Source organism: Microbulbifer sp. SE14, from assembly GCF_059834885.1.
This window is the reverse complement of the sequence record NZ_JCBAJA010000004.1, coordinates 134,658-152,696: the sequence shown is the minus strand read 5'-3', so window position 1 is coordinate 152,696 and position 18,039 is coordinate 134,658. Positions and strand designations below refer to the sequence as shown.

The following is an 18,039-nucleotide window of genomic DNA, read 5'->3' as shown; positions in this document are numbered from 1 at the left end:
AGATCAAGGCGAGAAAGCGCTGGAATAGTAGTTCTATTCCAGCTTTCTCAACGCAGAGCTGGGCGTTTTGGCGTAGCAAACTTTTACAGAACTTTGTGTACGGCGCACTAAGCTCTTAAGAAATACGGTGCTATTCCTTGGGTGAGGGCATTGGTATTAGACTACCTCACGGTGTTGAGTTGGCTGGTTGTCGCACAATGTTCAAGATTCCGAGACTCGAAAATCCCCAGACCGCCTTGGAGCCTATCCTTCTCTTCGCAATCGTCACGCTTGTCCAACTCTTTGCTGCCGACCTCGAGCCGCTATTGATATACGACCGTGACCTGTTGCAACAGGGCCAGCTGTGGCGCCTGCTAGGCGGCAATCTGGTGCACGCCAATGGCCATCACTATCTGCTGAACGGCGCCGGCCTGCTGTTGTTGTGGATTCTGCACGACGATCAGTACAAGACGGCGACATTTGCCGGCGCCAGCGTTTTCATCGCCCTGGGCTGCAGTTCGGGTCTCTACTTTTGCTCTCTGGATACCCACGGGTACCTGGGGCTGTCCGGCGTATTGCACGGCCTGATTGTCTGGGGTGCGGGCGGAGACATATTGCGCGGCTGGCGTACCCTGCTGCCGGCCGGCAACTGGCTGAAAGTCGCTTATGAACAGTGGGAGGGGGCAAGCAGTGCCACTGCTGAACTAATTGGTGTCGACGTGGCAGTGGATGTCCATCTATGGGGAGCCGTGGCGGGTACGCTAATTTTTCTCATCGGGCTGCGGTGGCGCGAAAATTCCGTACAGGCCATCCCTCCGGAAAAGGATAAAAACTCTCTTGGTCGACGAAGTTCGGTTGTAGAAGTAACTGTTGCCGAACGCCGGAAAGATTGCTGGAACTCGGCTTGGCTTAGGTAGTAATCAGGTTGATTTACGAGGATCGGAAGGCCAGGCTGGACAACTTACACACCCCTACCTCTGACACCAACCGGCGCCCCGTATGGAAACAGGGCGCCGGAGCCGGCTACATCAACGGCTGGGTGAATGTCATGCTCACCGGACCACTGATACTGCCAAGACCGCCGAACAGGCAATCCAGATAGGCCAGTGTCGGAATGTCGTTGTAACTGATCACCATGGTGCTGCCCTCAAAGGTTCCACTCAAAACCTCTCCCTCCAGCACAAAGACGCGGGGTACGCTGGGCAGTCCCAGCTCGATATCAAACAACTCAACCTGCACCGTCTTCCAGTTAACCAGGCTCGCGGGCCGGTCGTCCCAATTGACGAGCACGGTGCCCTCTGCGGTTGTGTTGACCAGGCAGGACAGGTCGCCGTTGCCATCGATATCCGTCAATGATGCGGTGTGGCTGGAGAGGTCCTCGCCGAACACGCAGCTGGCCGAACCGGCACCGGTGACGTGGGTCGGATTGGGCAACAGCTTGAGTGGCGGATTGAACTGCAGATCGACGTTCCCCAGGCAGGTCGCATCCACCTGCTGGGCGCTGGCTGGAACCAGGAATAGCAGGGATATTCCGAGCAGTGCCAGTCCTGTGAGCAATTTACCGCATTTCTTCATTTTCATAAAAATCTCCCTTGTTCATATTCTATCGGGCATCTCCAAAAAATTTCGATTCTCGTCACCCTCGCGAAGGCGGGGGTCCAGTTGCCACGGGGTTTCTTGATTCCCGCCTTCGCGGGAATGACGATAGAGATGCCCTGTCGGCTTTTTCTCTATACCAAGGCCCACTAGCAGGCCGCTGTAATGCAGTCCGCCGGGGGATCGTGTTCGGGTGGTATAGCTCGGCGAGAATAGTACCGGAGCAATTACAAGGCCATGTCAGAGGCAGGGAATCACATGCCAACTGGCCCAAAGGACAACTTGGTTCATGTTTTTGCGGAGCAAGGGCTGTAATCAGCCATGGGGCTCGGGCAGCGAGGGGCAGGTTGCCGCTGACCAATAGCAGAGGGCAGGGCGATTACCAGAGAGCTGGCATCCAGCAGGTGGCCGTAGCCGGCGTTGTAAGAGGCCAGTGTGAACCACAACAGGTTATCGAGGGGCAGCGTGTCGTCGAATCGCCCGCGTACCCAGTCCAGGTACTTGACGCCCGCCTTGATGCCTCGTTCCGGATCGAACAGCGGTGGGCGAAAGCCCATCTCCTCAGCCGTCTGCGGCATTACCTGAAGGAGACCCTGAGCTCCCACTGGGGATACCGCCCTGGGGTTGAAATTGCTTTCCTGCCACATCTGCGCGACCACCATACGCCAGTCAAACTGGTGTTCCGCCGAAGAGTTCTTGACCATGCCGTCGTAAGGGGAGAGGTCCTGGCCCGGTACTATGCGCGCTTTGATGCGTTGTGCGAAACGCTTGTTGGGTTTGAAGTAGGCATCGTACTTCTTCTTGTACTCCTTGCTATTGCGGAATTCCTTTACAAATGCGTTGACCTTGCGCAAAAGTTCTTTGTTCTGTGGTAGCAGCATCCAGGCCTGTGGCAGTGGATCGGTAATTACCGCGCCGGGCTGCAGTGAGGGGCGCAGGGTTGCCTCTACGTCGATCCCCGCGGCGTCCGCCAGGGTCGCCTCAACCTCACCGCTTTCCACCATGCCGATAAGCTGCTGATAGGAAACCTTTGGATCGGCGATTTCCACCTTGACGCCGATGCCGCTGTCCCGCAGCAGCTCTGCATATCTGACGAAAGAAGAGTGCGCGCGCACGGTGAGGGTGCGCCCTTCGAGATCCATCACGGTGGAAATCGGGGGATCCTTCCTGTTGTTCACCAGCCGCAATGGCATTTCCAGGTATGGGGCGCTGAACCCCATTCCTTCCTCGATGCGCTCAGGGGTAATATTGAGGGAGGCTCCGGCAATATCACCGCGCCCTTCCGCCAGCCAGTCGACAATGTCGTCTTTGTAGGGAACAACGATTACCTGGATCTCAAGGCCGTTATTTTCCGCGAAAGTCCTGGCCATGTCGTAATCGAAGCCCATCAGACACCCTTCCAAAGGAAGTAGCTGGCGGCGCTGTTGCGGGTAAGCAGTCGCAGCACGCCGGACTCTTTGATTTCCTTCCAGTCGGATATTCGATTCTCCTCATTTTTAACCAGCTTCATGGTGAGGAAGTTGTTGATCAACAGCAGCAGGTTTGGGGAGTTGTTTCGCGTTGCCCAGGCAATGTTTTCCGTGGCTGACACCGCCGCGCCTATGCGTACATCATCCCTGTACTCCAGCAACCCTTCCGCAACATTGCTATCGAGTATGGTGACCTGGTTGCGCTGCTTGTTGACCAGATCGATCAGTAGATCCAATTGATCGTTGTAAGGCACTTCCTCCATGCTGAGTCCTGCGAGGGGATGGTTTTCGATCAGTTGCGCGGCAGTCTGCACGTGGGTGCTGCGCGCGGGTACTACCAGTTTTACGCCGGAAAGTTTTTCCACTGTATCGATATCCGGCCCTCTGGTGCCGGTGATCAGAAGTTGCCGGGTTTGTTGCAATGGAACTGAAAAGTCCAGTCGCCCGCGGCGCTGCTTCGTATCGGTGAAGTTGTCCGCCAAAACGTCCGCGTGGCCCTGTTCGACCAGTGCAATAGCCGCTTCTGGATCTTTCGCTTTTACCCACTTTGCCTCGATCCCTATGTGCCGCGCGAAGCGATTGGCCAGGTTAAAATGCCCCTGGGTGACGATTTCTGAGCGCGGCAGCTGGTCTTCCACGGGCCGGGAGAGGCTGACGAAGCGGATAATTCCGCGCTTGCGGATTGCATCCAGGTCTCCTGTTTCCCGGTAGTTGGAGAAGGAAAACCGCGCGCTGGGGCTGAGTTCCGGGATGCCTGTTCTTTCTGCTTCGACCTTCCCTCGTAGCAGCCACTGAGGAGGGCGAGGATTGCGATAAACGGCAGCCAAGTGAGAATGCTACGGCCGGCCATTGACAACTCCAGCAGTCGAGGATAGCCAGATTCTAGTGTCATCTCCGAGAAGGTTGTTTCTGGTGACGCAGGGCATCAGTTTAGGTGGAGGTGCCAGCCTCTTCCTCTATATTTTCAAGTGTCTGCCGTTTGGACAGCTGCCTCAAAGCGCCGAGAGAGTGTAGATGTGCGTAGATCCAGGCCAGCTGCCCACCCTTGAACCATTGCAGCACCTGTTCCCTGTCCACCTCAAGCATTTTGGCCTCGTCGATAATGTACAGACCTTTCAAGCGCACTGCTTTGTCGTCTCCGGCTGGTATCTGGACATTGAACGGCTTGAACAATTTTGCCTTTTGCACCTGATCGCAGAATTCCCGGGTACGCTTGAAGGCGTCATCGAATAGGTTCAGGAACTGGATAATGTTGTTTAGGGTATCGGTATTTTTGCCTTCCTCATTGAAGAGAGGCTCGCCCTTCTCCTCGGAGAACTGCTCTGCCTGCTTGTCGAAGCAGATTGTCTGGTTGTCGGTCAGTGCGAAGGGGTAGCGGCGGATAAAGGCGGGCACGTAGTTTCCGGCCCAACTGCCCTCATCGTCCACCAAGGCGTGGTTGTTGTTGCACAGGGACATCAGGACCAGCGGAGAGTAGCGTCCGGACTTGCTGCGACTGAACATAACGGGCATATCGCGACTGGCTTCGAAGAACTCGATACCTGTTACTGGTACGGAATTTACGGGGCGGGAGAATTGATATTTCCCATTGGCTGAAAACTTCAGGTTACGGTGCGCTTTCCTGTTCAGGGTCACGGGTTGGCGATAGAACAGCAGCTTTCTCATCTACTTCTACTCCTTGCTTGTTTAAAGGTCCGTAATTGATTGTAGACACAAGATCAGGGTTTTCACTTGCAGGAAAGTTAACCGCGTGTTGCCGGCGTATTAATCAATATTCTTGGAAGGAACCGGATTCTTGTCAGGAAAATATAGAGTACATAGCGGCCTCATCTGCCAAACGTTTGAAAAGCAATTTAGCGTTTTTCACTCCTGTCCGATTGGGCCACTATGTGAAGATTGGCCGCGCATTTGGATCGGTTGCGGATATTTCCGGGGGCAGAAAAACTGAAGCGCTTTTATCGGTATTTTTTAGGGGGTTGGATTGTTGAAAGGATAGTTCAAGCGATTTCTGGGATGAGCCGGCAGGGCAATAGGCGTTGTATCACTATCCCTTAACCCAGGCCGAGCGGCCTGTTACCCTGGCGCGCTGGTACACCCCGGTGGAGATATTGAGAATGGCGACCAGCAACAATGCAGAGTTGCTGGCTATGTCCGGTCCGCGCTACCGCTATCCAGGCAAACTTGATGTTGTGGAGGAGCGCGCACTGGCCGACCTCGCGAAGAACTTCATGGTGATCATAAAGGGTGGGAAGGTATTCAACTCAAGTTTGGAGTTCACATCGAGGGCTGGAACGCTCTAGTGGCACTGCACGCGGCCCTGCTGGCGGTGGTTACCTGGAAAATATTTACCGATGAGGTTTTTTGCCGGGTAACCACCGCCAACAGGGCCGATCGAAGCCGATTCACCCCGGGCCAGCCAATCCCGGTGAACTCCGAAACTTGAGTATTCAAGAATACCGCTTCCCTAGCGGGCACTGTTCCCTTCGATCAGAAAACTGAAAAAGTTCGTGGCGTTGACCATGTTCTCGATACTGATCCGCTCGTCGGTGCCGTGGAATCCGTGGGTGTCCTTTTTGGTGACAACCATCGGGTTGAAGCGGTAGCTGTTGTCGGCAATTGTCTCGTAGCGGTGGCTGTCGGTGCCGCCGATGGTCAGTCCCGGGGCGACGACCAGCGGGCCATAGGTGGCGCGCGCGGCATTGGTAATGGCCGAAAAACCCGCCGTGTCCGCGCTGGACACCCGCGACGGCGGTCGCTGCCGGCGTACTTTTACCTCTATCTGCTCGTCGTCAATCGCGGCCTCTACGTGGTCGACGACACTCTCGATGCTGTCCCTGGGGTGGACGCGCAGGTTCACTGTAGCCACCGCTTCTATCGGCAGGACGTTTTCCTTGACACTGGCGGAGAGCATGGTGGGCGCAACGGTGGTATGCAGCATGGCGGCGGTGCCGGCGTTGGATTTCATTTTCGAGCTGATCACTCCGTCGAAAAGCCAGCGGTTGGCGAACAGCAGTCGATGGCTGAAGGGCATATGTGGGGCGATGGCATTGAACATATCCTCGCTGACGCCCTCCAGGCCACTGGGCAGCGGAGACTGGCGGAGTTTCCGCAGCGCCTCGGCGAGGATATCCACGGCGGTTTCCTGCGGCGGCATCGAGGAGTGGCCGCCCCGGCCGCGCGCCACCAGGTCCAGCGTCAGGAAACCTTTTTCCGCCACGTTGATGCTCGCCACCGGGTGCTCGATACCGGGGAAGAAACCCTGTAGCAGGAAAGAGCCCTCGTCCAGGCTCCAGGCGAGCTGGATATTATCCTGTTTGAGCTTCTCCACCACTGCGGCGGTGCCGTTGTATCCGCCGGTTTCCTCGTCGTGGGTCAGGCTGATGTAAATGGTGCGTTCAGGCTGGAAGTTTTCCGCGAGCAGCAGTGTCACGGCTTCCATCAGGGCGATGGCAGCGCTCTTGTCGTCCAGGGCGCCGCGGCCCCAGATATGGCTTTGGTCCACGGTGCCGCTGTAGGGCGGCTGGGTCCAGAGTTCCTCTGTGCCGGGGATGACGGGTACTACGTCGTAGTGTGCGGAGAGCAGGATCGGCTGCAGGTCGTCGCGGCGCCCCGGCCAGGTGAACAGTAGCGTGTACTGTTGTTCGGGATTCTTTCCCAAGCGGGCGGGCGGCATGGCACTGTGTACTTCCGGGTAGGTGGCGGCGAGCCAGTCGATAAAGGCTTCGAATTGTGTCCGGGTTTGCGACTCGTTCAGCTGTGACGATACGGTGCGGAACTGAATAGCCTGGGAAAGCCGCTCCGCGATCGGGGCGCCGCCGAGTTCGGCGGGTTGTGGCTGATGATCGGACAGGGGGGCGGCGGTGAAATACAGGGTGCGAATCAGTACAACGGCGACGACCAGCAGCGCTGCGGCCCCTGCGCTGGCAAGTACTTTCTTCAAAAGTGATTTGCGCATTATTGACAACTTCTGTTTGTAGTTTGCCGGCCCGTTGTATGGGGCAGGCGGGTAAGTTCACGGAGTGAGAGGACTGATGGCCCGGCAAGCCATTTTGCCGGGCCAGCCGCGAGCCGGGATATCAGAAACGGTATTCCAGCTCGATACCGGCAGTGCGCCCCAGGCCGTAGAAGTGACGCAGGGTACCGAGGAAGTCCCGGCGGGTGTCGGTCAGGTACTCCTCGTCGGTCAGGTTGTGCACAAAGAGTGCTGCGTCCCAGGTGTCCGTCTGGCTTTCCAGGCCGACGCGGGCGTTGACGAGCTGGTAGGAGTCCACCCAGCCGAACTGCACCGTGTCGCCACTGGCCAGGGTGCGGGATTCCTCGTTCTCGGCGGTGTTGTAGAAGCTGTCGCGGAAGGAATAGTCCAGGCGCAGCAGCAGGTCGGCACCAATAGCGTCGATCGGCACATAGTACTGGCCGCCCAGGTTGAACGAGGTCTTCGGAGCGTTTGGAAGCTGATTGCCGGAGAGGTCGCTGCCATTGGCGTCCGCGTTCGGGTAGCTGGCGAACTCCGCGTTCAGCAGGCCCAGAGAGGCATTGATCGTCAGGTTGTCGGTAGCGAGATAGTTGATTTCCGCTTCCAGGCCGGTGGTCTCCACTTCCGCTGCGTTGCGGATTGAAATGGAGGTGGCGCCGTCGCCCAGGTCGATAAACTGGTTGACCTGGTAGTCCTGATAGGTGGACTGGAACAGGGCCAGGTTATAGCTCAACTGGCGGCTGAGGGCGGTGCCTTTCAGGCCTATTTCGAAGGCATCCACGGTTTCCTTGTCAAAGTCGGTACCCGCCGCCAGGTCGCCGGCGCCGATAAAGTCCAGATTGAAGCCGCCGCTCTTGAAGCCGCTGCTGTATTTGGCATAGGCGTTGACGTCTTGGTTCAGGGCGTAGTTGATACTCAAGGTCGGAGACAGGTGGCTGTCCTTGCGTGAATCCTGTACCTGGCCGGTGGCGATGCGGAACAGCGGGGCGCTGCTGCCGTCGATCATCCAGTCGACGTCCTTCTCCTCCTGGGAATAGCGCAGGCCGAAGCCCAGCTTCCAGTCGTCGCTCAACTGGTAGGAGCCGTTGACGTAGGCTGCGTAGCTGCTGGTGTCCACAATGCCGTCGGTGTAGACGGGGTTGTCCGGATTCACCAGGCCGGGAGCGCCGTATTGCTGTGCCAGCAGGCCCTCGAACAGGGGGGAGCTGCTCACCACACGAGTACTGTCGCCCTCCTGTCGGTACAGGTAGAGGCCTGCCACGTATTTGAAGTCGGCGGCGTCCGGGGAGATCAGCTGGAATTCCTGGGTGACCTGGTTGTAGCTGTCCTCGTAGGCCAGCTCCACCAGATCGTGTGGGGAGTAGTCCAGGTCGTTGAAGTACTGTATCTCGGTGGTGCGGGACGCGCTGATGGACTTGACGGTGAAGTCGTTGTCCAGGATCCACTCCATGGTCAGGGCCGCGCCCTGTATATCGCGTTCCTCGCGCGGATCCACGTTCATGGCCACCTCGTGTATTTCCGGCGCGGCGCTGTTCGGTGCGATGCCGAAAGTATCGGTGACCGGCTCGCCGGTGGTGGACAGTCGGTCACTCTGCATGCCGTCCAGGGCCAGGGTGGCCGCGAAGCTGCCGCCGGCATCGTACATCAGCTGGGCGCGGTAGGCGGTGCCGTCCTGTTCGTTCAGGCCGCTGCCGGTGGTCAGGTTTTTCACGTAGCCGTCGCGCTGCTGCCTGTTGACGGAGATTTTGCCGAACAGGCTGTCGGACAGGGGCGCATTCAGGGTGGCGGACACCTGGCGGGAATTCATGCTGCCGTACTCGACGCCGATACTGCCCTCGAACTCGTCACTGGGTTTTTGGGAGATCAGGTTGATGGCGCCGGCCACGGTGTTCTTGCCGAACAGGGTGCCCTGGGGGCCGCGCAGCACCTCGATGCGTTCGAGATCCACCAGGTCCTGGTTGATGGCCGGGGACTGGCCGAGGTAGACGCCGTCCAGGTAGACGCCGACGCGGGTGTCAAAGCCGATATTGCGGCTGTTGGAACCCACACCGCGGATGGTGACCGCGGTAGTGAAGTCGGTGCCGGAGCTGATGGTGAGGTTGGGCACATATTGAGCCACCTCCTTCACCTGGCGTACGCCGGTTTGCTTGATGCTTTCGGCCCCCATGCTGGTGATGGCGATGGGCACTTCGGTCAGACGTTCGCTGCGCTTCTGGGCGGTGACGATCACTTCCTCGATTTCGGCGGCGGAAACCAGGGATGCGGCCTGGGCGGCTACCGCTGCGGCCAGGGCTTGGGGCAGGAATCGGGGGGCCTTCATGACGACTCTCCTGTAGGGTTATTCTTATCGGTGCCCTTCAGCAGAGGCTGAAGGGCTACACAGTCTTATAACCCCAGCGGAAGGCCTATTCCTCTCGGTTTGCAAATCCGCAGAAAGCCACTGCTGCGCGGAATTCAGATTTGCAAATTTGAAAAAAAATTTCCTTTTAAATCAATTACTTACGGACTTTTTGTGCCGTTGGCGGTACTGGCGGGGCGTCTCGTTGAAACGCTTCTTGAAGTGGGTGAAAAAGGTGGAATTGGCGTTGAACCCGGCGTGCAGGGCGATATCGGTGACGGACAGGTGCCGCTGTGAATCGTCGGCCAGCAGACGCGCGGCCTCGTCCACCCGGTAGCGGTTGATGAAATCGTAGAAGGATTGGCCGGCAAAGCCGTTGATGGTCTCGGAGACGTGGTGTACCGGCAGGTCCAACAGCCGCGCCAGGTCGGCGATCTTCAGCCCCGCTTCCAAGTAGGGCTTGTCGCGGGCCATGAGCTGTTGCAGCTTCTGCCAGATGGCTTCGGCGCTCTCATCGGTGAGGCTGCTGGTCTGGTACTTTTTCTCCACCGCGTCGGTGGTTGATCCGCCCGGCGCAGGTTCCACGGCAGCGTCTTCGGCGGAGGCTTCCCCCAAATGGATCCGGCGCTGCTGCAGGCCGAACCAGCCCAGCAGCAGGCTCAGCAGCAGCGGGGCCAGGGCCTGCACCAGCCCGGGAGTAAGGTCCCGTCGCGGGGAGAAGAAGCCCTGCACTTCTACCGCAATGCCCGTTGCGGTGGCCAGCAGTACGGCGTAAATCAGGACCTTGAGCCAGCGCAGGTTGACCTCCTCGATTGCCGAGTAGTTCTCCTTCACCCGCTGCAGGTACGGGCGCAACAGCCGCAGGGAGGCGATCGAATAGCCGATCAGCGACAGGAAGGCGGCCGCCCGGTGGACGAACCTGGCCCGGTAGACGGGATCGCAGTCTGCTGCGACGGGGCAGGGCAGGCTCAGCAGACCGTCGGCGCTATGCGGCAGTTGCAGTTGCCAGAGCAGCGCCGAGGCTGCTGCCGGCAGCAGGTGCCAGGCATGTCGCCAGCGCCAGCGGAAAGCGGGCTGGGTGAGAATGCGGGTGTAGAAGTAGAGCAGGGGGCCGAAGGTCAACTGCAGGGAGAAAAGGAATTGGAACTGCCAGGGCAGTGATTCCACCTCTATACGGGGGACATAGGCAAGGGAGATGGCGCTAATGGTTGCCAATAACAGTCCCAGGCATTGGTTGGCCCTGCGGTTGCCCCAGGGCGCCATCCACAGGATCAGGGCCAGGGTCAGGCAGGTGGAGACCCCGAAGAGGATGACCAGGCTGATGGTGTGGAGACTAATCATGGTGATACCGTCGGCGTAACTGCCGAGGATATTAAATTAAAGTCTCCCGCAGCAAAACCGCGCTTCTCCCTGTCGCCATTGCCAGGACCGATCAGCCCTGGAAGCGGGCCGCCCGCTCGGAAAGGGAGTCCATCCGGGCGATGAGCTCACTCTCAAGACCGGGGGCCGTCAGGGCGCCGCTGGAGAGCTGGACGGCGTACCACAGTGCCGAGAGGTATCCGTAGATCACCTGCCAGTGATGCAGCCGCTGCCGGTCCGATTCTGCAGCCGGGCGCCGGAGGTAGGCCGACAGCAGCTGTTGCTGCCGGTCCCCGCCCAGCCCCAGTCCTTCGGTGATCACCGCCAGGTCGTAGAAGGGGTCGCCGGTTGCGGCATACTCCCAGTCGATCGCGTACAGCTTTCCGTCGCTGACCACCAGGTTCTCCGCCAGCAGGTCGTTGTGGCAGAGGGCCCTTCCACTGCCCAGGGATCGGGCTGCGGCGATATGGGGGCGCACCTGCCGCTCGAGGGATCGCAGTGGCTGCAGAAACCGGCCGTCCGGGGCGATCGACAGCCAGTAGCGGGAGATTTTCTCGCCTATATCCAGCTCGGCATCGACGGTTGGCAGCCGGTGAATGTCGCGCAGTAACTGCGCCAGCTGTTGCAGTGCGCCCTCGTTATCGGCATTCCACTGCCCCCCTCCGAGATAGCGGGTAACCAGGTATTGATGTCCCGGATCGCAGTAGACCAGCGGCGCGCACAGGCCCGCCCGGTCCGCCAGGCGCAGGGCCTGCTCTTCTGCGGTGCGGTCCAGGTCCAGCGCCGCGCTGATGGGGGAGTTTCTGCGCAGCACCAGTCGCGCAGCGCCGGCCTCCAGCAGGAAACTGCGGTTGGTCAGCCCGCCGGGCAGCGGCTGGACCAGCGCGGGCCTGGCCGTGCCCCAGAGCGGCCAGTCGCCCGGGATGACGTCCGCGGGGGAAGTGGTCATACGCACACCGTCACGCACTGGGGACTACATCCCGCTCCGCTGCCAGCGGCTGTCCGGCCGCCGGATTCTGCCGCCTGTACAGGGCATACCACTGGAAGAAACCGATGATGACCAGCACCACATACAGCGCGAACAGCACGGCGGTCAGGTAGAGTTCCCGGTCGATGTACAGGTAAATGGCAGCGCCGTCGACCAGGATCCAGTAGAGCCAGTTCTCCAACACCTTGCGCGTGACCATATAGGTGGTAACGACCGCTCCCCAGGTGGTGAAGGAGTCGAGGTAGGGCAATGCCGCACCGGTGTACTTCTGCAGCAGGTAGCCGCACACCAGGGTCAATACACCCACGATGGATATGGCGGTGAGGTGGCTTGCCGTCGACCAGCGGTGAATATGCAGTTCCCGCCGGCCGGCGCGCCCGTTTTTCCACTGCCACCAGCCGTAGATGGCGATCAGCAGGTAAAAAACCTGCAGGGCGGACTCCATCAGCAGGCTGACATCCCAGAACAGCACCAGATAGATCGCCGTGCTGGCGAAGGCCGCATACCAGCAACTGATCTTCTCCCGCATCGCCAGCAGCAGATAGGCCAGCGCGAGAATCACCGCGGCCAGTTCCCACAGGGACATGGCTGCAAATGCGCTGGCGATGGCATCGCGGACTTGGGTGCTAGACATCGGCCGTCTCCGGGCTCAGGTCGCCGTCGATAAACTTGCAGACAAAAATGGCGCGGCCGAACTTCTGGTAGGACGCGCGCATCTCCGTTTTCAGGGTGTCCATCAGCAGGTCGTAGTCGCCGAACACCTGGGTGCTCATGGTATTGGTGATGACCCGTAACTGCGGATGGCGGTTCAGGCGCTCGATAAAATCCTGGATCGGGGGAATGTACTCGTCCTTTAACGGGTACATGCTGATTTCTACGGACAGTTTCACGATTTTTACTCCAGTCTTGTGCGAATGGCGCTGAGGTCGTAGGGTGCGCCGTGCGCACCAACAGGCCTGAAACGCGCGTCAGTCCTGGGCTGGTGCGCACGGCGCACCCTACGGCACTACCGACAGTTTCACCGGGCTTTACTCCTCGATAACCGTTTAAAAGGTATAGCTGCCGGAGACTCCCACAATCCGCGGCTCGCCCAACTGGTAGTAGGCCTCCGGCGCGTAACCATTGGCAGGGTTGTTGCCGAACTGGTTGCTGAAGTAGAAACCCCGGGTGTAGTAGTCCTCGTCGGTCAGGTTCCTGCCCCACAGGGACAGGTCCCAGTTGTTGCCGCGGTAGGTGAGGCGGGCGTTGACCAGCTCGTAGGCGGTGGACTTCTCATTGTGGCTGTTGGAAAAGTAGAAGGCGTCTTTGCCTTCCATTTCCAGGCGCAGGACCAGGTTCGCGGTCAAGGCGTACTCGGCGCCGGTAAAGAACTGGTAGTTGGGCGCGTGGGCCAGGTCGCGGCCGTCCAGGTCCACCGGCGCCAGTACGAGACCGTTGTAATCATCCCTGGCATCCACGTGGGAGCTGCTGGTGAAGTGCTCAAACTCCGCGTCCAGCCAGCCCGCAGCGGCGAACAGGCGCAGGGCGTCGCCGGCCAGGTAATTCACCTCCGCTTCCAGGCCGGTGGTTTTTCCGCCCGCTGCATTGGTGAGGAAGTCGTCGAAGGAAAAGTCGTCGGGATTGAAGATGGACTGCTTGGCCTGGACGTCGCTGCGGTCCTGGTAGAAAGCGGCCACCTGGGCCTGCAGGCGCTTGTCGAGCCAGCTGCCTTTGATACCCAGTTCGTAATTGAGCATATGCTCGGTATCGAATTCGAAAACCTCGCTTCCGATCAGCGGGTTGCTCGCGGAGGCTGAAATGATCCGCCCGTTGACACCACCGGCCTTGTAGCCGCGGGAAATGGTGCCGTAGATCAGCGTATTGTCCGCAGGGCCGTACTCCAGGGTGATATTGCCGCCCCATAGGTTTTCGCCGGTATCGGCGGCGACTGCCAGGGAGTCGGCGTAATCGGCGTTGCGCCGCTCCAGCCGCAGGCCGGTCACCAGGTCGAGCCTGTCGCTGAGTGTGCTCCTCAACTGGCCGTAGAGTGCGGCGTTTTCAGTATCGAACTGGCTGCTGAAACTGCCGTTGCGCGCCAGGGCCTCCTCTTCCCGGCGCAGGTACACGCCGGCCACCCAGCCGGTGCTGTCGCCGAACAATCGGGATTCTTCGGTGGAGATAAAGCGGATGTCGGCACTCAGGTTGTCCCTGTCGCGCTGGTAGTTGTCGGTGGAGCTGTACCCGTCGGGGTGGAAGCCCGGATGGGTCCAGTCTTCGTCGTAGCCGTACCCGGTATCCGAGCCGGCGAAACTGAAAACGGACTCGAGGGTGAACGCCCCGTTGCCGGTCCACAGGCCGCTGACGGCGCCCGCCAGGGTCTCCTGGGTATCCCGGCCAGGCTGGTCGGACAGGGTGTTGCGGCTATTGTCGAGGGAAAAGGCATCGTAGCCGTTGTCGGCGTCGAGATAGAGCAGTGAAAAGTCCAGCTGCAGATCGTCCCGGGCCCGATAGCGCAGCTTGCCGCGCACGACCGATTCATCGATGTTGTTGGTGTCGTCGCGGCCCAGGTAGCGGTTTTGAATATAGCCGTCGGACTGCTGGTTTTGTGCGGCGAGGCGGTAGGCCAGCTTGTCGGTCAGCGGGCCGGTGGAGACTGCGGTCAGGGTATGGCTGCCGTATTCGGCGATCTCGGCGGACACCTTTGCCATCGGATCGGGAGCGGGAGCCTGGCTGCTCATGCTGATCAGGCCGGCCAGGGCGTTGGCACCATAGACGGTGCCCTGGGGTCCCCGCAGGATTTCCACCTGGTCGATATCCAGCGTGCTGGCTGCAAGGCCCAGGCCGGTGAAGTCGATACCGTCGATGAGCAGGCCCACCGACGGATTGACCGGGTCGATAAACTGGCTGCGCTCGCCGATACCGCGGATCTGCACGAAGCGCCCCCGCGACGCACCGCTGGAAAAATTCACATTGGGGGCCAGGTTGAGCAGTTGTTCGAGATTGCGCGCGCCGCGGGCCGCAATGGCCTTTTCGTCGAACACGCTGACGCTGGTGGGCGTGTCCAGCTGTGCGGTATCGCGGAACTGGCTGGTGACCACGACCTCTTCCAGCCCCGCCGTTTCGGCACTTGCCGATGTAGCGGTGACGGCACCGGTCACGCAGCCGGCGAGGCCGATCCACCAACTCAGCGGTTTTATTCTGATTGCTTGATTCATGGCTCTCTCTCGGGGGAAACAGGAGTGAAAGAGACCCGGTGTGCGACGCGAAGAGGATGATTGGATATGTACCTATTCCTACGCCGGTATTAACCGGATCAGGTTCAAGGGTTTGCACAGGGGATCTTTCAGATCCGCCGGCATCTCAGGCGTAAGCCACCCCTTAGGTTTTGCGGGCGCGATGGTATCAGATGTGGGAGGGAGCGGAAACTGACAAAGGCTGCAGTTGAACAGTACCAAACTGGGGAGGGTTAGTTCTGCGATTGGCTGCTGCAACGAAAAAGCCCCGGCATCACTGCCGGGGCTTTCTCTCTGAACCGGTGCGGTTGCAACCGCTTATACGTCGAAACCGTCTCTCAGCTTTTTCTCCACCAATACCTTCTTCAGCTTCGCGTACTGGGGCACCCCATCCTTGTAGGGCGGGTAGTCCTCGCCCTGGATCAGCGGCAGCAGGTAGTCGCGGCCGGCCCGGGTGATGCCGAAGCCGTCCTCGCTGATGTATTCCCGCGGCATCATCTTCTCGACGTTGGCCACCTCGGACAGCGGCGCTTCGCCCACGGACCAGCCGTACTCGGGGCCGGCGTCGCGCACTATCGCGGGCATGATGGCGTTCTTGCCGGCCACCGCCATTTCCACCGCCGCGCGGCCGACGGCGTAGGCCTGGGCCACGTCGGTGGCGGAGGCGATATGGCGCGCGGCGCGCTGCAGGTAGTCGGCCAGGGCCCAGTGGTATTTCAGGCCCAGCTCGCTCTTGATCATATTGGCCAGGGTCGGCGCCACGCCGCCCAGCTGCTTGTGGCCGAAGGCATCGGTGGTGCCGGCGTCGGCGAGGAAGGTGCCGTCTGCGTACTGGGCGCCCTCGGAGGCGACGATCACGCAGTAGCCCTTCTCATCCACGGTCTGCTGCACCTTGGCCAGGAACTTCTCCCTGTCGAAGGCCACTTCCGGGAACAGGATGATATGCGGCGCATCGCCTTCCTCTTCCTGGGCCAGGGCGCCGGCGGCGGCGATCCAGCCGGCGTGGCGGCCCATCACCTCGAGGATGAACACCTTGGTGGAGGTGGCGCACATGGAGGCCACGTCCAGGGAGGCCTCCTTGGTGGACACGGCCACATACTTGGCCACGGAGCCGAAGCCGGGGCAGTTGTCGGTGATCGGCAGGTCGTTGTCGACGGTCTTGGGGATGTGGATGGCCTGGATGGGGTAGCCCATGGTCTCGGACAGCTGGGACACCTTCAGGCAGGTGTCGGCGGAGTCGCCGCCGCCGTTATAGAAGAAGTAGCCGATATCGTGGGCCTTGAACACCTCGATCAGGCGCTCGTACTCGGCCCGGTTCTCCTCCAGGCTCTTCAGCTTGTAGCGGCAGGAGCCGAAGGCGCCGGAGGGGGTGTGGCGCAGGGCGGTGACGGTGTCCACACTTTCCTGGCCCACGTCGATCAGTTCCTCGCGCAGGGCGCCGAGTATGCCGTTCAACCCCGCGTACACAGTGCCGATGTGGTCGTGATACTCGCGCGCGGCTTCGATCACACCGCAGGCGGAAGCATTGATCACAGCGGTCACGCCGCCAGATTGAGCATAAAAGGCGTTCTTCATCGACATGGTCATCCTACAAGGGGGTTGAGGCTGGCAAATGAGGGGGCGGAGTCTAATGGAATGGCGATGAAATTGCATCGAAACTGGGGTATTTGACAAGTACTGCTGTCAAACGCCGTGTTAAGCTTGCGCCGCTATCTCCAGGAGTACAAATTTCCGCCATGCATATCCATATTCTAGGCATCTGCGGCACCTTTATGGGCAGCCTGGCCCAGCTGGCCGTGGCCGAGGGGCACAAGGTGACCGGTTCGGATGCCAACGTCTATCCGCCCATGAGCACCCAGCTGCAGCGGGCGGGTATCCAACTGACCGAGGGTTACGACCCGGCCCAACTGGAGCCGGCGCCGGACCTGGTGATCATCGGCAATGCCCTGTCCCGCGGCAACCCGGCGGTGGAGGCGGTGCTGGAGCGGGGCCTGCCCTATACATCGGGCGCCCAGTGGCTGTGCGACCACTTCCTCGGCGGGCGCTGGGTGCTGGCGGTGGCCGGCACCCACGGCAAGACCACCACCTCGAGCATGCTGGCCTGGATCCTGGAGAAGGCGGACATGCAGCCGGGCTTCCTGATCGGCGGCGTACCGGGCAACTTCGGCGTGTCCGCGCGCCTCGGCGAGAGCCCCTTCTTCGTGGTGGAGGCGGACGAGTACGACACCGCCTTCTTCGACAAGCGCTCCAAGTTTGTCCACTACCGCCCGCGCACCTTGATCATCAACAATCTGGAGTTCGATCATGCGGACATCTTCCGCGACCTGGCGGACATCCAGCGGCAATTTCACCATCTCGTGCGCACGGTGCCCGGCAACGGCCTGATAGTGGCATCCGCCGAGGACACGGTGGAAGCCGTATTGCAGCAGGGCTGCTGGAGCGAGGTGCAGCGCGTCTCTACCGAGGTGGAGGACGGGGTGCGCCTGGGAGACTGGTGCGCGGTGGATATCGCCGCGGACGGCAGCAGCTTCGGGGTCAGTTTCCGCGGCGCCGAGGTGGCGCGCGTGGAGTGGGACCTGACCGGCCTGCACAATGTGCGCAACGGCCTCGCCGCCATGGCCGCGGCGCGCCATGTGGGCGTGGATCCCAAGTTGGGCGCCCTGGCCCTGGGCAGCTTCAAGGGGGTCAAGCGGCGCATGGAGTGCCTGGGCGAGGTGGCCGGTATCCGCGTCTACGACGACTTCGCCCATCACCCCACCGCCATCGAATACACATTGAGCGGCCTGCGGGCCAAGGTCGGCGACGACAAGATCATCGCCCTGATCGAGCCGCGCTCCAACACCATGCGCATGGGCGTACACCAGCACAAGCTGGCCCAGGCCTGCTCGGGCGCCGACCTGGTGCTCTGGTACCAGCCGGAGGGCATGGACTGGTCCCTGGGGGAAGTGGTGCACCACTCGACCGTGCCGGCGAAGATTTTCGACAATATCGAGACTGGGGTAGAATCCGCGGTCAATCTGGCCGAGCCTGGCAGCCATATCGTCGTCATGAGCAACGGCGGCTTCGGCGGTATTCACCAGCGTCTTTTAGGTGCGCTGGAACAGAAGCACGGCCGCGCTTCCTAA

At 60.4% G+C, this 18,039-nt stretch carries 15 protein-coding genes and 1 riboswitch; of the genes, 3 read left to right on the top strand and 12 right to left on the bottom strand.

Features of this window, described 5'->3' with window-relative positions:
* Positions 1-197: 197 nt before the first annotated feature.
* Positions 198-896 (top strand): rhombosortase, encoded by a 699-nt coding sequence (gene rrtA / locus AC6R19_RS04735; RefSeq protein ID WP_500578510.1) that lies wholly within the window; start codon positions 198-200, stop codon positions 894-896.
* A 106-nt stretch (positions 897-1,002) separates the two neighbouring features.
* Here rrtA and AC6R19_RS04730 read toward each other — a convergent pair whose 3' ends face one another.
* From AC6R19_RS04730 to AC6R19_RS04715, 4 genes are all read right to left on the bottom strand, one after another.
* Positions 1,003-1,560, bottom strand: a complete 558-nt coding sequence (locus tag AC6R19_RS04730) for a hypothetical protein (protein ID WP_500578509.1) — start codon at positions 1,558-1,560, stop codon at positions 1,003-1,005.
* Between the two features lie 302 nt (positions 1,561-1,862).
* Positions 1,863-2,963 (bottom strand): MltF family protein, encoded by a 1,101-nt coding sequence (locus tag AC6R19_RS04725; protein WP_500578508.1) that lies wholly within the window; start codon positions 2,961-2,963, stop codon positions 1,863-1,865.
* The gene (locus AC6R19_RS04720) at positions 2,963-3,871 is read right to left on the bottom strand and encodes a transporter substrate-binding domain-containing protein (protein WP_500578507.1); all 909 of its coding nucleotides are present in this window, start codon (positions 3,869-3,871) and stop codon (positions 2,963-2,965) included. The genes AC6R19_RS04725 and AC6R19_RS04720 overlap by 1 nt, the downstream gene beginning before the upstream one ends.
* Positions 3,872-3,974: 103 nt before the next feature.
* Positions 3,975-4,709, bottom strand: a complete 735-nt coding sequence (locus tag AC6R19_RS04715; protein WP_500578505.1) for a SapC family protein — start codon at positions 4,707-4,709, stop codon at positions 3,975-3,977.
* Between the two features lie 449 nt (positions 4,710-5,158).
* Between AC6R19_RS04715 and AC6R19_RS04710 the strand changes: the two genes are divergently transcribed.
* On the top strand, positions 5,159-5,344 hold the full coding sequence (locus AC6R19_RS04710; RefSeq protein ID WP_500578503.1) for a hypothetical protein: 186 nt from the start codon (positions 5,159-5,161) through the stop codon (positions 5,342-5,344).
* A gap of 164 nt (positions 5,345-5,508) precedes the next feature.
* Here AC6R19_RS04710 and AC6R19_RS04705 read toward each other — a convergent pair whose 3' ends face one another.
* The 8 genes from AC6R19_RS04705 to AC6R19_RS04670 all read right to left on the bottom strand — a co-directional run bounded on the left by AC6R19_RS04705 (position 5,509) and on the right by AC6R19_RS04670 (position 16,495).
* A complete protein-coding gene (locus AC6R19_RS04705) occupies positions 5,509-6,999 on the bottom strand; it encodes a M20 family peptidase (RefSeq protein ID WP_500578502.1) in 1,491 nt (496 codons plus the stop codon).
* 121 nt (positions 7,000-7,120) lie between these two features.
* A complete protein-coding gene (locus AC6R19_RS04700; protein WP_500578501.1) occupies positions 7,121-9,337 on the bottom strand; it encodes a TonB-dependent receptor in 2,217 nt (738 codons plus the stop codon).
* Between the two features lie 171 nt (positions 9,338-9,508).
* Positions 9,509-10,696: an AraC family transcriptional regulator gene (locus AC6R19_RS04695; protein ID WP_500578499.1), complete on the bottom strand. Its 1,188-nt coding sequence runs from the start codon at positions 10,694-10,696 to the stop codon at positions 9,509-9,511.
* A gap of 91 nt (positions 10,697-10,787) precedes the next feature.
* Positions 10,788-11,663, bottom strand: a complete 876-nt coding sequence (locus AC6R19_RS04690; protein WP_500578497.1) for a choline/ethanolamine kinase family protein — start codon at positions 11,661-11,663, stop codon at positions 10,788-10,790.
* A gap of 10 nt (positions 11,664-11,673) precedes the next feature.
* A complete protein-coding gene (pnuC, locus tag AC6R19_RS04685) occupies positions 11,674-12,336 on the bottom strand; it encodes a nicotinamide riboside transporter PnuC (RefSeq protein WP_500578495.1) in 663 nt (220 codons plus the stop codon).
* On the bottom strand, positions 12,329-12,592 hold the full coding sequence (locus AC6R19_RS04680; protein WP_500578493.1) for a hypothetical protein: 264 nt from the start codon (positions 12,590-12,592) through the stop codon (positions 12,329-12,331). The genes pnuC and AC6R19_RS04680 overlap by 8 nt, the downstream gene beginning before the upstream one ends.
* Positions 12,593-12,748: 156 nt before the next feature.
* Positions 12,749-14,896, bottom strand: a complete 2,148-nt coding sequence (locus AC6R19_RS04675) for a TonB-dependent receptor (RefSeq protein ID WP_500578491.1) — start codon at positions 14,894-14,896, stop codon at positions 12,749-12,751.
* A gap of 58 nt (positions 14,897-14,954) precedes the next feature.
* Positions 14,955-15,070: riboswitch (TPP riboswitch) on the bottom strand.
* 162 nt (positions 15,071-15,232) lie between these two features.
* Positions 15,233-16,495: a 6-phosphofructokinase gene (locus AC6R19_RS04670; RefSeq protein WP_500578490.1), complete on the bottom strand. Its 1,263-nt coding sequence runs from the start codon at positions 16,493-16,495 to the stop codon at positions 15,233-15,235.
* A gap of 155 nt (positions 16,496-16,650) precedes the next feature.
* Between AC6R19_RS04670 and mpl the strand changes: the two genes are divergently transcribed.
* Complete coding sequence (gene mpl / locus AC6R19_RS04665; RefSeq protein WP_500578488.1) at positions 16,651-18,039, top strand: UDP-N-acetylmuramate:L-alanyl-gamma-D-glutamyl-meso-diaminopimelate ligase; 1,389 nt, start codon at positions 16,651-16,653, stop codon at positions 18,037-18,039.

Coding starts and splice junctions, on each gene's coding strand:
- mpl (WP_500578488.1), top strand. CDS start 16,651: ATGCATATCCATATTCTAGGCATCTGCGGCACCTTTATGGGCAGCCTG.
- AC6R19_RS04700 (WP_500578501.1), bottom strand. CDS start 9,337: ATGAAGGCCCCCCGATTCCTGCCCCAAGCCCTGGCCGCAGCGGTAGCC.
- AC6R19_RS04690 (WP_500578497.1), bottom strand. CDS start 11,663: ATGACCACTTCCCCCGCGGACGTCATCCCGGGCGACTGGCCGCTCTGG.
- AC6R19_RS04725 (WP_500578508.1), bottom strand. CDS start 2,963: ATGGGCTTCGATTACGACATGGCCAGGACTTTCGCGGAAAATAACGGC.
- AC6R19_RS04675 (WP_500578491.1), bottom strand. CDS start 14,896: ATGAATCAAGCAATCAGAATAAAACCGCTGAGTTGGTGGATCGGCCTC.
- AC6R19_RS04670 (WP_500578490.1), bottom strand. CDS start 16,495: ATGTCGATGAAGAACGCCTTTTATGCTCAATCTGGCGGCGTGACCGCT.
- AC6R19_RS04695 (WP_500578499.1), bottom strand. CDS start 10,696: ATGATTAGTCTCCACACCATCAGCCTGGTCATCCTCTTCGGGGTCTCC.
- AC6R19_RS04705 (WP_500578502.1), bottom strand. CDS start 6,999: ATGCGCAAATCACTTTTGAAGAAAGTACTTGCCAGCGCAGGGGCCGCA.
- AC6R19_RS04710 (WP_500578503.1), top strand. CDS start 5,159: ATGGCGACCAGCAACAATGCAGAGTTGCTGGCTATGTCCGGTCCGCGC.
- pnuC (WP_500578495.1), bottom strand. CDS start 12,336: ATGTCTAGCACCCAAGTCCGCGATGCCATCGCCAGCGCATTTGCAGCC.
- AC6R19_RS04715 (WP_500578505.1), bottom strand. CDS start 4,709: ATGAGAAAGCTGCTGTTCTATCGCCAACCCGTGACCCTGAACAGGAAA.
- AC6R19_RS04730 (WP_500578509.1), bottom strand. CDS start 1,560: ATGAAAATGAAGAAATGCGGTAAATTGCTCACAGGACTGGCACTGCTC.
- rrtA (WP_500578510.1), top strand. CDS start 198: ATGTTCAAGATTCCGAGACTCGAAAATCCCCAGACCGCCTTGGAGCCT.